The sequence below is a fragment of the Alphaproteobacteria bacterium genome (assembly GCA_033344895.1).
Taxonomy (GTDB): domain Bacteria; phylum Pseudomonadota; class Alphaproteobacteria; order UBA8366; family Aestuariispiraceae; genus Pacificispira.
Genome location: JAWPMN010000001.1, coordinates 2,999,319 through 3,013,480 on the forward strand (window position 1 = coordinate 2,999,319; position 14,162 = coordinate 3,013,480).

Genomic DNA, 14,162 nt, shown 5'->3' on the forward strand with positions numbered 1-14,162 from the left:
CGATGAAGCTTGAAGGCAGCTGCCATTGCGGCGCGGTCCGGTTTGAAGTGGAAGCGCCACACCCCTATCCCTACAATCGTTGTTACTGCACGATCTGTCGCAAGACCCAGGGCGGGGGCGGCTATGCCGTCAATCTGGGGGCCCGTCACGAGACACTTCGGTGCGAAGGAGCGGACTCCCTGACGGTCTACCGGGCCAGGAATGAGCGCCATGAGGACGGCCTGAGCCCGCTGCGACGTCATTTCTGCGGCAAGTGCGGCTCCAGCCTCTGGTGTTATGATCCGCGCTGGCCCGACCTGGTTCATCCCTTCGCATCGGCCATTGATACGCCACTGCCGACGCCGCCGGAATATGTCCACCTGATGGTCGATCACAAGGCGCCCTGGTGCCGCATCGAAGGCCTGGCGGGCGACCCGCAATATCCCGAATATCCCGAGGAATCGCTGGCCGCGTGGCACGAAAAGCGCGGCCTGACATGCTGACGCGGCGGGCGGTCGCATTCATCCTTGGCCTCATGGCGGCAACCCCGGTCCAGGCCGAGGAAGCGGCGCGCAGTCTGCGCGGTCTGTCGCTGGGTATGACCCGGGCGGAGGCGCTGGAGACGTTGGGGCATTTCCGGTTCTTTTGTGAGCCCGCGATCCAGACGGGCTATCGTCGGCACCACGGGACGCTCTGCCGGTATCGGGAATACCATTTCGGTATCTTCTTCACGGTTCGCCCGGACGACGACCGCCTCTACCGCATCGAGGTTGAGGACAAGTATCCCAACGGATTCGACCTGAAGGAAGTGGATGCGAAACTGACGGCGCGTTTCGGGACGCCGGACGTGTCGAAACGGAATGCCATGTTTTCCGGATCGTACCTTCGGGTCTGGGAGCCGGACCTGACGGCGCGGCTGGAGGATTATGCCCAGGATACGATCCGGCTTGTTCTTGAAGACCCCGCCGTGGACGAGGACCTGCAGCGTCAATGGTTCGACGAACTGGCGTCAGAATGAGACACCGAAGACCCGCCCAAGCAGGACGATGGCAATGGGCAGGGTCACAAAGGATATCAATGTCTGCAGGGTGACGATTGCCGCCATCAGCGGGGCGTCACCGCCCATCTGGCGCGACAGGGTGAAACTGGACGCCGCGGTGGGCACGCAGGCGAAGATCATCGCGATCAGCGCCGGCAGACCCTGCATCCCAACTGCCAGGATCGCGACATACATCGCCGCCGGGAAGGCGACGAACTTGCCGGCCATCGACAGGACGACCGGCAGTGTGCTGGCCTTCATCTGCTTCAGGCGCAGGTTCGCCCCGATGCACAGCAGCACGATCGGCAGGGCGGCCCCGCCCAGAATGTCGGTCGTGTCATGCAGGACCGGCACGAGACCCGCCCCGGACAGGTTGAACGCAACACCGAGCAGGACAGAGATCAGCAGCGGATTGCGGGCCAGATCGCGCAGGATCGCGCGCACGACACTGCGTTCCTCCTTCTGGGGCAGCATGCCGACCATCAGGGTCACGACGACGATGTTCGTGATGGGAATCAGGACGGCGGTGACCAGGGCGGCCAGTGCGAGGCCCTCCGTTCCGAAAATCCGGTCCGCAACCGCCAGCGCAATGAAGGTATTATGCCGCGCGGCGCCTTGCAGGACCGAACTGGCGACCGTGCCCGGCATGCCGCACAGGCGCGCGGAGACAAGGCTGAAAACGACGGCACCGCCAAAACCGGAAAGAATGATCGCGGCGTAAGAACCGAACATGCCGCCGGAAAGCTGGAGCGTCGACGTTGTATGGAACAGGAGGGCCGGGAATAGGATCCAATAGACGATCTTGTCGTTCAGATTCCAGAATTCGACGGAAGGGATGCCGTTCCGACGCAGCAAATTGCCAAGCACGATCAAAAGAAAGATCGGGGCAATGGTCCATATGATGTCCAGCATGGCCGACCGCGTTTCCCGCCGATGTTGCGATATTGGTGTCGTAGGCGGAGTCAGCGGTCACGTCTACCGGTTCGGCGTCTGCTAAAAGGCAGATCCTATAGATGACGATAGTTCTATAGATAAAATTAATTCCAAATGAGAATTTTGGTGCCAGGGGTGTCCCACGAAGCGAGCGCACGTGACCTTTCGGTGACAGCGAGGGCCGGGAATGCCGGGATGCTTGCCCAGACGGGTCGGCGTGTGGCAATACGCTGCGGACCCCGGTTCCGCCGCTTCAGGCATTCCTGCCGCATTCGGGAGAAAGTCATGCCCGCACCCGTCAGAAAGGCCGTCTTTCCGGTCGCCGGTCTCGGTACCCGTTTCCTGCCCGCCACCAAGGCGATTCCGAAGGAAATGCTGACCCTCGTCGACAAGCCGCTGATCCAGTATGCGTTCGAGGAGGCCGCCGCGGCGGGCATCGAGGAATTCATCTTCGTCACCGGGCGCGGCAAGCAGGCGATGGAAGATCACTTCGATCTGGCCTTCGAACTCAAGGCGACCCTCGAGGCGCGGGGCAAGACCGCTGAACTGGATCAAATTCTGGCGTTCCTGCCGGATCCGGGAAGCATCAAATATGTTCGCCAGACAGCGGCATTGGGGCTGGGGCATGCGATCTGGTGCGCAAGGGACATGATCGGCGATGAACCCTTCGCCATCATTTCGCCGGACGATCTGGTTCTGTCCGAAACCCCGTGTATCAGGCAGCTGATCGACGCCCATGCCGAAACCGGCGGGAATGTTGTCGCGGTCGAGGATGTGCCGCGCGAGCAGACGAACCGATACGGCATCCTGGACACGCCGAATGCCGCCGACCGGCTGGCCCGGATCGACGGGCTGGTGGAAAAGCCGGATCCGAAGGACGCGCCGTCGACCCTGTCGATCATCGGCCGCTACGTCCTGGACGGGGAAGTGTTCGACCATCTGGCGCGGCATGAGAAGGGCGCCGGCGGCGAAATCCAGTTAACCGACGCCATGGCGAAGCTGATCGGGCATCAGCCGTTCCATGGCCTGCGCTTCGAAGGCGAACGATTCGACTGCGGCACCAAGACTGGTTGGCTGGCGGCGAACATCGCCTTTTCCCTGGCCCGGCCGGATCTGGCCGATGCCACCCGTGAGACCCTGGCGCGCTTCCGCTGAGGCGCCGAATTCGACCTGCCCCGGCAGGGAGAGGTAGGAAGACAATGATGCGTATCGCAATGATTGGGACCGGTTACGTGGGCCTCGTTTCCGGCGCGTGTTTCGCCGATCTGGGCCATACCGTGACCTGTGTCGACATCGACCCGGAAAAGATCCGCAAGCTGGAAGCCGGGGTCATTCCGATTTACGAACCCGGTCTGGACGAATTGGTGAAGCGCAATGTCGAGGCAGGGCGTCTGTCCTTCACGACCGAGGTTTCGGAAGCCGTGCCGGGCGCGGATGCGGCCTTCGTTGCGGTCGGTACGCCGCCGCGCCCCGAGGACGGCCATGCGGATATGCGTTATGTCCACGCGGCCGCGGAAGCGATTGCGGCCTCGATGACCGGATTTACCGTGATTGTCGACAAGTCCACGGTGCCGGTCGGCACGGCGCGCGAAGTGTCCGAAATCGTGGCCCGTATCCGCAATCCGGAGGAATTTGAGGTTGTCTCGAACCCGGAATTCCTGCGCGAGGGCGCTGCGGTCGATGACTTCCTGGAACCGGACCGGGTCGTGGTCGGCGTCCGCAGCGAACGGGCGCGCGGAGTGATGGAAGGCGTTTACAAGCCCCTGACCGACCGCGGTGTTCCGCTTCTGGTGACCGATCCGGAATCGGCGGAACTGATCAAGTATGCCGCGAATGCCTTCTTGGCGACGAAGATCGCGTTCATCAATGAAATCGCCGATATCTGCGAACGTACCGGCGCCAATGTGCATGAGGTGTCGCGCGGTATCGGCATGGATACGCGGATCGGTCCGAAATTCCTGATGCCGGGACCGGGCTATGGTGGGTCGTGTTTCCCGAAGGACACGTTGGAACTGGTGGCGACGGCGCGGCGCCATGGGGCGCCAAGTCGCATCGTCGAAGCGGTGGTCGAGTCCAATGACCAACGGAAACGGTCCATGGCGGAACGCGTATCCCGCGCCATGGGCGATACGATCACCGGCAAGACGGTTGCGGTGCTGGGCCTGACCTTCAAGGCAGAGACCGACGATATGCGCGAAAGCCCGTCGATCGACATCGTCGCCGGCCTGCAGGAGCAGGGCGCGAAGGTCGTCGTGCACGATCCCAAAGGGATGGAAACAGCGAAATCCCTTCTCTCAGGGGTCGAATGGGCCGATAATGCCTATAGCGCCATGCAAGGCGCGGACGCGGCTGTGATCGTTACCGAATGGACCGCATACCGCACATTGGACCTGGATCGGGTGATCAAGACCTTGGCCCGGCCGGTGATCGTGGACTTGCGAAATCTGTTCGATCCCGATGATATGGCGGCCAGGGGGTTCACCTATGCCAGCGTCGGTCGAGTGACCGCCGAAGGATAGGTCTAGGAGGGTTGTAGGATCATGTCCGTTGCGGGCCATCGTTTTGACCCGAGCATTCTGCGCGAATACGACATTCGCGGGATTGTCGGCAGCACGCTGACGGCGTCTGATGCCCTGGCACTGGGGCGTACCATGGGGACGATCGCCGTCGCCGGTAGCGGGCGTATCGCGGTTGTCGGCTATGACGGCCGGATGAGTTCCCCGATGCTGGAGGAAGAACTCTGCCGGGGGCTCGCGTCTTGCGGGCTGTATGTCCTGCGTATCGGACTGGTGCCGACGCCCTGCCTTTACTTCGCCGCCAAGATGCTGAAGGCGTCGTTGGGCATCATGGTGACAGGATCTCACAATCCGCCAGAATACAACGGATTCAAGATGGTCCTGAACGGCATGCCGTTCTACGGCAGTGAAATCCGCCGGCTGCGCGATCTGGCATCGCGCGGGGTCTGGGCCCGGGCGTCCGGCGGTACGGTGGAGACGGACTCTTTGGGGGCGTATACATCCCGACTGGCCCTTGATTACACGACCAAGAAGGGGCTGCGCGTCGGGTGGGATCCCGGCAACGGGGCGGCCTGTCCGATCGTTCTGCGTCTGGCGCACCGCCTTCCGGGTGAGCACATGCTGATCAACGAGACGGTGGACGGCACCTTTCCGGCGCACCATCCGGACCCGACGGTCGAGGCCAACCTGGCCCAGTTGAAGGACCTGGTGCTGACGGAAAAACTGGATGTCGGCCTGGCTTTCGATGGTGACGGCGACCGGATCGGTGTGGTGGACGACAAGGGCCGCGTGATCTGGGGTGACCAGCTGCTGGCCCTGTTGGCCCGTGATGTCCTGAAGCGCATGCCGGGGTCTGCGGTTCTGGCCGATGTGAAGGCCAGTCAGGTCCTGTTCGACGAGATCGAGCGACTGGGCGGAAAGCCCGTCATGTGCCCGACGGGGCATTCGATCATCAAGACGAAGATGTACGAACACAACGCACCGCTGGCCGGGGAAATGAGCGGGCACATCTTCTTCGCCGACAAGTATTACGGCTATGACGACGCCCTTTATACGGCGGTTCGCTTTCTGGCCATGGTCGCGGAGAGCGGCAAGAAGGCCTCCACGCTGCTGGACGAATTGCCGAAGATGGTCAACACACCCGAGATCCGGATCGATGTCGACGACAAGCGGAAGTTCGACGTGATCGAAGAGGTACAGACCCGGCTGCGCGACAAGGGCGCGGATGTTGATGACATCGACGGGGTCCGGGTCTCCAGCACAGGGGGCTGGTGGCTGTTGCGGGCGTCCAATACGCAACCGGCGCTTGTCGCGCGCTGCGAGGCACCGGATGATCAGTCCCTCGGCTTCCTGAAGAAGGAATTGAGCGAGCAATTGTCGCTGAGCGGCGTGAAGCTTCAGAAAAACAGCCCGCTCGCCGGCTGATCCACCATGACCCTGTCAAAGCCGCGCGGCATCCTGTTCGACAAGGACGGCACGCTTCTCGACTACCACGCCACCTGGATGCCGGCGAACCGCGCCGTGGCCCTGGAATTGGCGGAAGGCGACGAGGACCTGGCCGCGCGCCTGCTGATGGCCGGCGGATGGGACCCGGCGGTGGACCGCATCGTCTCCGGCTCACCGCTGGCCGCCGGGGATCTGGACGATATCGCGCGGCTGTGGCTGCCCAGCCTGCCGCGCCCGCGGCCGGTTGAGGCGGTGATCGAGTTTCTCGATGAAGCCTTCCCGCGCTACATGGAGCCGACCGCGGTCTGTCCCCTGGCGGATCTGATGGATGTGCTGCGTGACATGGATCTGGCGCTGGGCGTGGCGACGGCGGACAGCCGGAACGGTTTGCAGAAATCCCTGGAACCCTTCGATGTGATGGACCGCTTCGTGTTCATGGCCGGGTTCGACAGTGGACACGGCCGCAAACCGGGGGCGGGTATGGTGCACGGGTTTTGCGACGCCGCCGGCATTGCACCGGACACGGTCTGGGTCGTGGGCGACAACCGCCACGATATGGAAATGGCCGCCAATGCCGGAGCGACCGGGATCGGGGTGCTGACCGGCACTTCCGACCTTGCGGAGCTGACGGCCGCAGGTGCAGCCACGGTCCTGGCATCCGTCGCGGACCTGCCCGCCCGGATCGGGTGATGATCAGCCCGCGTCGGTTCGCGCGATGCGGCTGAATGCCCGATCTGCACTGCGGGTGTCGTAGTAGAAGCGCCAGACCACGCCCGCCGCGCATGCCGTCAGCCCCAGTGCCGCGCCGTACCAGATGCCGACGCCCCCCAGACCCAGCTCGAAAGCCAGGTAATAGGAAGTGGGAACGCCCAGCACCCAGTATCCGATCATCGCCAGGACCATCGGGACCATGGTGTCATTCATGCCACGCAGGACCCCGCTGCCGGAAGCCTGCAGGCCGTCGACAATCTGAAACAGGGCGGCGATGGCGAGGAACAGCGCGCCATACTCAACGATCTCCGACCGGTTCGGGTCGTCTGCGGCCAGGAACAGCCCGATCAGAAATTCCCCGGCGGTCCAGAACAGGATTGCCGCACAGATCATGGAGACGACGGTCAGGTCGAAAATCGTCCTGCCGCGCAAACGTACCGCCTGCAGATCCCTGGCACCCGCGGCCAGGCCGATGCGGATGGTCGCGGCCTGGGACAGGCCGAAGGGCAGCATGAAGGTTATCGAAATGATCTGAGTGGCGACCTGGTGGGCGGCCAACTGGGTAACGCCGACCCACCCCATCATGATCGCCGTTGCGGCAAACAGGCCATGCTCCAGAACGGATGTCCCGCCGGCGGGAAGGCCGATCGCCATCAATTGCCGGAATCGCTGCCAGTCCGGCCGCCAGAACCGCGCGAACAGATTCAGCCGCGCGAAGAGCGGTGCACGGCTGACATAAATCGCGGCGACTATGAAGATGTAGACGTCGACGATCAATGTGGCGACGCCCGCGCCTTCCAGGCCCATGACCGGTCCACCCAGCCCGCCGAACATGAAGACCCAGTTCAGCAGGGCATTCAGCGGCACCCCGGACCAGACGACCAGCATGGCAGGGATGGTCACCCCGTAGGAGGCCATGGTGAGGCGCAACGGAACATTCAGGAAGACGACGATCAGCGCCGCGCCCATCCAGTTGAGATAGCTCTGTGCCCCCGCCGCGATCTGTGGCTCCTGACCGAGCGCTATCAGCACCGGCTCCGCATGGCCGAGGATCAGGGCGAAGGGCGTGCCCATCATCAGGCCGGCCCAGAGCCCCTGCCGGGTGCTGCGACGCACGCCGCGGTCATCGCCGACCGCCACGGCCTGGGATGCGAGGGAGGATACGGCACCCAGGACACCGATCCCGAACAGCAGGAATATGAACCAGGCATTCAATGCCAGCGCCGCCGAAGCGAGCGCCTCCTCACCCAGGCGGCCGATCATCAGGGTATCGACCGTTTCCATCGCGATGACGGCGATCATGGTCATGATCATCGGTCCGGCGAGCGACAGGGTCGCGCCGGCTTCTGCCCACCGACCGTTGGCCGGCGTGCCCGCATGAAGTGAGTTCTGCGTCATGACCGGGCTTATCGCCCATTTCAGGAGGAAGGGGAAGCGCGCTCTTCCGCGTCTGTGGGAACGCGACCCGGCCGTGTCGCAATCCAGATACCGACGCAAAGAAGGAAGGATCCGATCCCGACATATCCGAACGGATGCAGGTCGGTGGTCCAGAGCATGATGGCCATGCTGAGCGTCATCATCGCGCAGGAAGCGATCTTGGCCCTTAAGGGAATGACACCGTACCGGCTCCATTGGCGCAAGGGCGGGCCCCATCGGGGATGGGTGTAGAGCCAGTCATGGAAGCGTTGCGAGGATCGCGCAAAACACCACAGTGCGAGCAGCAGGAACGGCACCGTCGGTACCAGCGGCAGGAATGCCCCGACCAGCCCCAACCCGGTGAAGAACAGGCCGAAAATCAGAAAGACGAAACGGGGCATCGGCCAGCCAATCCAGGCAGAGTTGGATCCTGCAACGTCAGCCCGCCCGAATACGCGGAATCAGGCTCGGGCCGGCTTCTCCGCGGTGTCGGTCCGGTCCGCGCCAAGGGCGGACAGGGCGGCCTCGACGATCCCTGCCGAATCCAGCCCGGCTTCGGCCACCTGCGCAGCCGGCTTGTCCTGATCCAGGAAGACGTCGGGCATGTACAGCGTACGGACCTTCAGGCCCTGAAGCAGATCGTTTCGCGTCAGAACGTCCATCACCTGAGCCGAAAAGCCGCCAATGGATCCTTCTTCCACGGTTATCAGCACGTCGTGCGTTTCGGCGAGCCGGCGAATGAGCTCGGCGTCGACCGGCTTCGCAAAGCGGGCGTCGGCGACCGTCGTGGAGAATCCGCGTGCCGCAAGATCGTCGGCGGCGGAAAGCGCATCCTGCAGTCGGGTTCCCAAGGACAGGATCGCGACCGTCTTGCCTTCCCGCAGGATCCGGCCCTTGCCGATCTCGAGTGCCGTCGGGGTCTCGGGCAGTTCGATCCCCGTGCCTTCACCGCGCGGATAGCGGATGGCCGAAGGACGGTCGTCGATGCCGGCGGCCGTGGCGACCATATGCGCCAGTTCCGCCTCGTCCGACGGCGCCATGACGACAAAGTCCGGAAGACAGCACAGATAGGCAAGGTCGAAGGCGCCGCAATGGGTCTGGCCGTCGGCACCGACATAGCCGGCCCGGTCGATCGCGAAACGCACCGGCAGTTTCTGGATGGCGACGTCGTGAACGACCTGGTCGTATCCACGCTGCAGGAAGGTCGAATAGATCGCCGCGAAGGGGCGGTATCCCTCGGATGCCAGACCGGCGGCGAATGTTACCGCATGCTGTTCGGCAATTCCCACGTCGAAGGTGCGTTCCGGATGCGACTTCTCGAAGATGTTTACCCCGGTGCCCGACGGCATGGCGGCGGTGATCGCGACGATCTTGTCGTCGTCCTGGGCCAGCTTTGCCAGCACCTCTCCGAAGACATTCTGATAGGCCGGCGCGTTCGGCTTTGGCTTGTGCTGGGCACCGGTGACGACGTCGAACTTCGCGACGCCGTGATACTTGTCGGCGGAGTTTTCGGCGGGTTCGTAGCCTTTGCCCTTTTGCGTCACCACATGGATCAGCACCGGCCCGGCGTCGCGCGCCTCGCGCACATTCTTCAGAACCGGCAGCAGGTGTTCCATGTTATGGCCGTCGATCGGGCCGACGTAATAGAACCCCATTTCCTCGAACAGGGTCCCGCCGGTGACGAAGCCGCGGGCGAATTCCTCTGCCTTCTCGACGGCGCGCTCGAACTGGCGCGGGAACCGTTCGGCGATGTGTTTGCCGATCTCGCGCAGGCTCAGATAGGATTTCGACGACAGCAGCCGGGACAGATAGGCGCTCATCGCGCCGACAGGCGGGGCGATGGACATGTCGTTGTCGTTCAGGATGACGGTCAGGCGCGAATTGGTCGCGCCGGCATTGTTCATGGCTTCATAGGCCATGCCCGCGGACATCGCGCCGTCGCCGATCACGGATACGACATGGTTGTCGCCACCCTTCAGGTCGCGCGCCACCGCCATGCCGAGACCGGCAGAGATGGAGGTAGAGGAATGCGCCGCGCCGAACGGGTCGTACTCGCTTTCCGCCCTCTTGGTGAAACCGCTGAGGCCTCCGCCCTGACGCAGCGTGTTGATGCGATCGCGCCGCCCGGTCAGGATCTTGTGCGGATAGCACTGATGCCCGACATCCCAGATCAGCCGATCATCGGGGGTATTGTAGACATAATGCAGCGCGACGGTCAGTTCGACCACACCCAGCCCTGCGCCGAGATGCCCCCCGGTCTGGGATACGGCGCGAATGGTGGCCGTGCGCAGTTCATCCGCTACCTGGCGCAGTTGGTTGACATCCAGCTTCCGCAGATCGGCCGGAACGGTGATTTGGTCGAGTAGGGGCGTGGCGTCGGTCACGGTATCGCTGCCTTGCCTTGTAGCAATTGTCACGTTTCAGCAAACACGTAGCTCGTTATAGGGGGCTTTTCCAGCCATTTCCGGCGCGGCATCACGGCGCGCCGGGGGCAAAACCATGGCGGTTCAGTGCTTGCGCTCCACCACGAACCGCGCCAGGTCGCGCAGCAGGTCGGCCTTGTCACCGAACGGTTTCAGGTGATGGGCGGCCTGGTCGGCCAGGCGGTTGGCCTGATCGCGGGCGCGTTCGACACCCAGGATCGACACAAAGGTCGCCTTGCCCTGCTTGACGTCCTTCCCGGCCGCCTTGCCCATGACCTCTGCATCCCCTTCGACATCCAGCAGATCGTCGGCGATCTGGAATGCGAGACCGAGGTCGTGGGTGTAGCCGCGCAGCGCCTCTCGCGCGGCCAGGGGGGCACGGCCCAGGATCGCGCCGGCCTGACAGGCGAAGTCGATCAACCGTCCGGTCTTCAAACGCTGCAGGCGGGTGATGCCGCCGATATCCAGGCCGCCGTCCGCGGCTTTGAGGTCGATCATCTGGCCACCGACCATGCCGTGGCCGCCCGCCGCCTTGGCCAGTTCCTTGACCAGTTCGGCGCGCACCGCCGGGTTCGAATGGGTCGAATCCGACGCCAGAACCTCGAAGGCGCGGGTCAGCAAAGCGTCCCCCGCGAGGATGGCGGTCGCTTCTCCATAGCGCTTGTGCACCGTCGGCTTGCCGCGGCGCAGGGCATCGTCATCCATGGCCGGCAGGTCGTCATGCACCAGCGAATAGCAATGCACCATTTCCAGCGCCGCACCCGTCCGCAGTGCGGCGTTGCTGGCGACCCCGAAAAGACCCGCGCTTTGCGCGGTCAGGAAGGGCCGGATCCGCTTTCCGCCGTCCAGCGTGGCGTACCGCATCGCTTCCAGCAGTTCGCGCTCGGGTGCTTCGTCCTTCGGCAGCAAACGGTCCAAGACGTCTTCCAGGCTGGCAGCAAGGTCGGCCATGGCCCGCGCAAGATCGGTCATTCGATGTCGTCCTCAAAAAATGGGTCGGTACGGATGCCGGCATTTAAGACCGGCAACGTGGTCAGTCAGTCGATATCCGCCGGTTCGGCGCGGGCTGCACCGTCCGGTCCGATGGAAATCTTGTCGATCCGCGCCTTCGCGTTCTTCAGCTTTTCCTGGCAGTGCTCCTTGAGCCGCGAACCGCGCTCATAGGCATCGATGCTCTCTTCAAGCTTGATCTCGCCGGATTCGAGCTTCCGCACGATCGCTTCCAGTTCGCTCATGGCCTCTTCAAAGGAGAGCTTTTCGATATCCGGAGAAGTCGCTTCGGTCATGCCAATCCTGTTGCCTTGGGGTTTCGCTGGAACGGGGAGTGTAGGGCGCACCGGCCCTGCCGTGCAACCGACGCATGGGGGGCTGCCGGGCACATCGTGCAGCATGGTTGCAAACGGACGGATCCGGTTCCACTCTCGCTGACGCGTCAGAAATTCAACACCGTTTCAGAAAGCCGGTACCCATGCGGACCCTGCTCTTTACCCACCCTGCCTGCGCCGGACATGACATGGGCGATGGCCACCCGGAACAGCCGGCTCGGCTCGCGGCCGTTCTGGCGGCGTTGGAAGGTCCCGGGTTCGAGGAGCTGGAACGGCGCGAGGCGCCGGAAACGGACCGGGACCGACTGCTTCTGATGCATCCGGCGCGCTATGTCGACGCCCTTTTCGACGCCTTTCCGACCGAAGGAAGAGTCCAGATCGACGCTGATACGGCGGTCAGCGTCGGATCGCGCGAGGCGGCGCTGCGGGCGGCCGGCGGGGTTGTTGCCGCGGTGGACGCCGTCATGAAGGGCGAGGCAAAGCGGGCCTTCTGCGCCGTGCGGCCCCCCGGCCATCATGCCGAACCCGATCGCACGATGGGGTTCTGCCTGTTCAACAATGTGGCGATCGGCGCAGCTCATGCCCGGGACGCCCATCATCTGCAGCGGGTCGCGGTGATCGACTTCGACGTTCATCATGGCAACGGCACCCAGGCAATGTTCGAAAACGAGCCGATGCTTTTCTATGGCTCGACCCACCAGATGCCGCTTTACCCCGGAACCGGTCGTGTTTCGGAAACCGGCGTTGCACAGAACATTGTCAACGTGCCGCTTCCGCCCTATGGCGGGTCCGACGAGTTTCGTGCCGCCTATCGGGACATCGTTCTTCCGAGATTGTCCGAATTCGGGCCGGAGCTACTGATCATTTCCGCCGGGTTCGATGCCCATCGTGACGATCCGCTCGCCCAGGAAAATCTGGACGAGGCGGATTTCGAATGGGTGACCGACGAGTTGGTGCGGGTCGCGGAGAGGACGGCGGAGGGCCGAGTCGTATCGGCGCTGGAAGGTGGCTATGATCTCGACGCTTTGGGCCGGTCCGCGGCGGCACATGTGCGCGCGCTGATGCGTTAGTACATATATTATGCCCTAAATGTTCTCTTTTTGCTCGCCAAGCCGGACGCGATGGCGCATATAGCGGCGGTTGTCCTATGGGGCACGGCACATGCAATTGGATAAATCGGACGGATCGATGATCGGCGTGATTGAAAATCGGGGCCTTCGGGCGGGTATGGGTGTTGCCGCGATCTGGCTCGGCATTGCAGCCTGGTCCGTGCCCGCCATGGCACAGAATCAGGGCGCGCCGGTCGCAGTCGATTCCGTCGTGGAGGAACCCCTGTCACAGACCGTGCCGGTGCTTGGCCGTCTGGTCGCGGTACAGCGCGGGACCGTGGCTGCCCTGGCGCGCGGCCCGGTGCTTGAGGTTCATGTCTCGGTCGGCGATCGCGTCCATGAAGGGGACGTGCTGATCACCCAGTCGATGGACCGCCTGGAACGGTCGCGCGACGTTGCCAAGGAAGCGGTGGACGCGGCGCTGGCCGCGGTCTCGACCGCCCGGGCGCAGCTTCAATTGGCAGAACAGGAGCTGGCTCGGCTGGACAAGCTGAAGGGCTCGGCCGCGTTTTCTTCGGCTCAGCGGGAAGACAAGTCCTTCGAGGTGTCGGTTCGCCGCGCTCAGGTCGGTGAAGCCAATGCTGAAGTTGCGCGGGCCCGGGCCCTGCTGGCAGAAGCGCAGCTGGATGTCGATCTCGGCATCGTTCGGGCGCCATTCGATGGCGTCGTGGTGGAACGGCATACCGTGCGCGGCGCCTACATGAATGTCGGCGATCCGGCGATCACCCTGATCAATGACGGGTATCTGGAGGTTGAAGCCGATGTTCCCGCGCAGCGGGTCGCCGGTCTGCAGATGGGCCGCGAGGTTCGCCTGCACTTCGGCGCCGGTCGGACCTATGGCGGTGTCGTCCGGGCGGTCGTTCCGGAAGAAAATGCCCTGACCCGTACGCGGATCGTCCGTTTCATTCCGGATTTCGATGGGGAAACCGCCGTGGCGCCGGCTGCCGGGCAGACGGTCACTGTCGACCTGCCGGTCGGCGAGGCCCGCAATGTCGTGACGGTGCACAAGGACGCCATCATGCCGCGCGGGCAGCAGAATATGGTCTTCGTGGTCAACGACGACCGGACCGTTGCGCCCCGCCCCGTGCAATTGGGCGAAGCGGCCGGCACACGGTTTGTGGTTCTCGACGGGCTTCAGCCCGGAGACCTTGTCGTCGTCCGCGGCAATGAAAGACTGCAGCCGGGACAGCCCGTAATCTGGCCCGGCGCGGAGGAATCCGGGGCTGAGGCCCGCAGTGGCTCGTCCGGTTAAGACCGGGCTACGA

14 protein-coding genes are annotated in these 14,162 nt (G+C 63.7%); 8 read left to right on the forward strand and 6 right to left on the reverse strand.

The genetic code is table 11. The features are described from left to right. Window positions 1-2: 2 nt before the first annotated feature. Window positions 3-482, forward strand: coding sequence for a GFA family protein (locus R8L07_14405; protein MDW3206724.1), 480 nt, complete (start codon window positions 3-5; stop codon window positions 480-482). Further along, the gene (locus R8L07_14410) at window positions 452-997 is read left to right on the forward strand and encodes a hypothetical protein (GenBank protein MDW3206725.1); all 546 of its coding nucleotides are present in this window, start codon (window positions 452-454) and stop codon (window positions 995-997) included. The genes R8L07_14405 and R8L07_14410 overlap by 31 nt, the downstream gene beginning before the upstream one ends. On the opposite strand, the gene R8L07_14415 is transcribed toward R8L07_14410, so the two are convergent. Beyond that, window positions 989-1,930, reverse strand: coding sequence for an AEC family transporter (locus R8L07_14415; protein ID MDW3206726.1), 942 nt, complete (start codon window positions 1,928-1,930; stop codon window positions 989-991). The two genes, R8L07_14410 and R8L07_14415, sit on opposite strands and share 9 nt — an antisense overlap. Window positions 1,931-2,236: 306 nt before the next feature. On the opposite strand from R8L07_14415, the gene galU reads away from it, so the two are divergent. Genes galU through R8L07_14435 form a run of 4 tightly spaced genes read left to right on the forward strand, consistent with a single transcriptional unit; the run spans window position 2,237 to window position 6,603 of the window. Next, on the forward strand, window positions 2,237-3,106 hold the full coding sequence (gene galU, locus R8L07_14420) for a UTP--glucose-1-phosphate uridylyltransferase GalU (GenBank protein MDW3206727.1): 870 nt from the start codon (window positions 2,237-2,239) through the stop codon (window positions 3,104-3,106). Window positions 3,107-3,153: 47 nt separating this feature from the next. Continuing rightward, entirely contained in the window at window positions 3,154-4,470 is a 1,317-nt protein-coding gene (locus R8L07_14425) for a UDP-glucose/GDP-mannose dehydrogenase family protein (protein MDW3206728.1), read from the forward strand. Between the two features lie 21 nt (window positions 4,471-4,491). Then, complete coding sequence (locus R8L07_14430; GenBank protein MDW3206729.1) at window positions 4,492-5,892, forward strand: phosphomannomutase/phosphoglucomutase; 1,401 nt, start codon at window positions 4,492-4,494, stop codon at window positions 5,890-5,892. 6 nt (window positions 5,893-5,898) lie between these two features. Further along, entirely contained in the window at window positions 5,899-6,603 is a 705-nt protein-coding gene (locus R8L07_14435) for an HAD family hydrolase (protein ID MDW3206730.1), read from the forward strand. Window positions 6,604-6,606: 3 nt separating this feature from the next. Here R8L07_14435 and R8L07_14440 read toward each other — a convergent pair whose 3' ends face one another. From R8L07_14440 to R8L07_14460, 5 genes are all read right to left on the reverse strand, one after another. Next, on the reverse strand, window positions 6,607-8,022 hold the full coding sequence (locus R8L07_14440; GenBank protein ID MDW3206731.1) for an MATE family efflux transporter: 1,416 nt from the start codon (window positions 8,020-8,022) through the stop codon (window positions 6,607-6,609). Window positions 8,023-8,042: 20 nt separating this feature from the next. Beyond that, window positions 8,043-8,441: a YbaN family protein gene (locus R8L07_14445; GenBank protein MDW3206732.1), complete on the reverse strand. Its 399-nt coding sequence runs from the start codon at window positions 8,439-8,441 to the stop codon at window positions 8,043-8,045. Between the two features lie 60 nt (window positions 8,442-8,501). After that, window positions 8,502-10,424, reverse strand: a complete 1,923-nt coding sequence (gene dxs, locus R8L07_14450; GenBank protein ID MDW3206733.1) for a 1-deoxy-D-xylulose-5-phosphate synthase — start codon at window positions 10,422-10,424, stop codon at window positions 8,502-8,504. 123 nt (window positions 10,425-10,547) lie between these two features. Continuing rightward, window positions 10,548-11,435 carry a polyprenyl synthetase family protein gene (locus tag R8L07_14455; GenBank protein MDW3206734.1) on the reverse strand — a complete coding sequence of 296 codons (888 nt, stop codon included), beginning with the start codon at window positions 11,433-11,435 and terminating at the stop codon, window positions 10,548-10,550. Window positions 11,436-11,500: 65 nt separating this feature from the next. Further along, complete coding sequence (locus R8L07_14460) at window positions 11,501-11,749, reverse strand: exodeoxyribonuclease VII small subunit (protein ID MDW3206735.1); 249 nt, start codon at window positions 11,747-11,749, stop codon at window positions 11,501-11,503. A 182-nt stretch (window positions 11,750-11,931) separates the two neighbouring features. Here R8L07_14460 and R8L07_14465 point away from each other — a divergent pair, with 182 nt between their 5' ends. Both R8L07_14465 and R8L07_14470 read left to right on the forward strand, forming a co-directional pair. Then, window positions 11,932-12,858 carry a histone deacetylase family protein gene (locus R8L07_14465; GenBank protein MDW3206736.1) on the forward strand — a complete coding sequence of 309 codons (927 nt, stop codon included), beginning with the start codon at window positions 11,932-11,934 and terminating at the stop codon, window positions 12,856-12,858. A gap of 91 nt (window positions 12,859-12,949) precedes the next feature. Continuing rightward, on the forward strand, window positions 12,950-14,149 hold the full coding sequence (locus R8L07_14470) for an efflux RND transporter periplasmic adaptor subunit (protein ID MDW3206737.1): 1,200 nt from the start codon (window positions 12,950-12,952) through the stop codon (window positions 14,147-14,149). Window positions 14,150-14,162: the final 13 nt, after the last annotated feature.

Excerpts from the sequence above, each read along its gene's own strand:
- R8L07_14405 (MDW3206724.1), top strand. The coding sequence starts at position 3 with ATGAAGCTTGAAGGCAGCTGCCATTGCGGCGCGGTCCGGTTTGAAGTG.
- R8L07_14415 (MDW3206726.1), bottom strand. The coding sequence starts at position 1,930 with ATGCTGGACATCATATGGACCATTGCCCCGATCTTTCTTTTGATCGTG.
- galU (MDW3206727.1), top strand. The coding sequence starts at position 2,237 with ATGCCCGCACCCGTCAGAAAGGCCGTCTTTCCGGTCGCCGGTCTCGGT.
- R8L07_14425 (MDW3206728.1), top strand. The coding sequence starts at position 3,154 with ATGCGTATCGCAATGATTGGGACCGGTTACGTGGGCCTCGTTTCCGGC.
- R8L07_14430 (MDW3206729.1), top strand. The coding sequence starts at position 4,492 with ATGTCCGTTGCGGGCCATCGTTTTGACCCGAGCATTCTGCGCGAATAC.
- R8L07_14435 (MDW3206730.1), top strand. The coding sequence starts at position 5,899 with ATGACCCTGTCAAAGCCGCGCGGCATCCTGTTCGACAAGGACGGCACG.
- R8L07_14440 (MDW3206731.1), bottom strand. The coding sequence starts at position 8,022 with ATGACGCAGAACTCACTTCATGCGGGCACGCCGGCCAACGGTCGGTGG.
- R8L07_14445 (MDW3206732.1), bottom strand. The coding sequence starts at position 8,441 with ATGCCCCGTTTCGTCTTTCTGATTTTCGGCCTGTTCTTCACCGGGTTG.
- R8L07_14455 (MDW3206734.1), bottom strand. The coding sequence starts at position 11,435 with ATGACCGATCTTGCGCGGGCCATGGCCGACCTTGCTGCCAGCCTGGAA.
- R8L07_14460 (MDW3206735.1), bottom strand. The coding sequence starts at position 11,749 with ATGACCGAAGCGACTTCTCCGGATATCGAAAAGCTCTCCTTTGAAGAG.
- R8L07_14465 (MDW3206736.1), top strand. The coding sequence starts at position 11,932 with ATGCGGACCCTGCTCTTTACCCACCCTGCCTGCGCCGGACATGACATG.
- R8L07_14470 (MDW3206737.1), top strand. The coding sequence starts at position 12,950 with ATGCAATTGGATAAATCGGACGGATCGATGATCGGCGTGATTGAAAAT.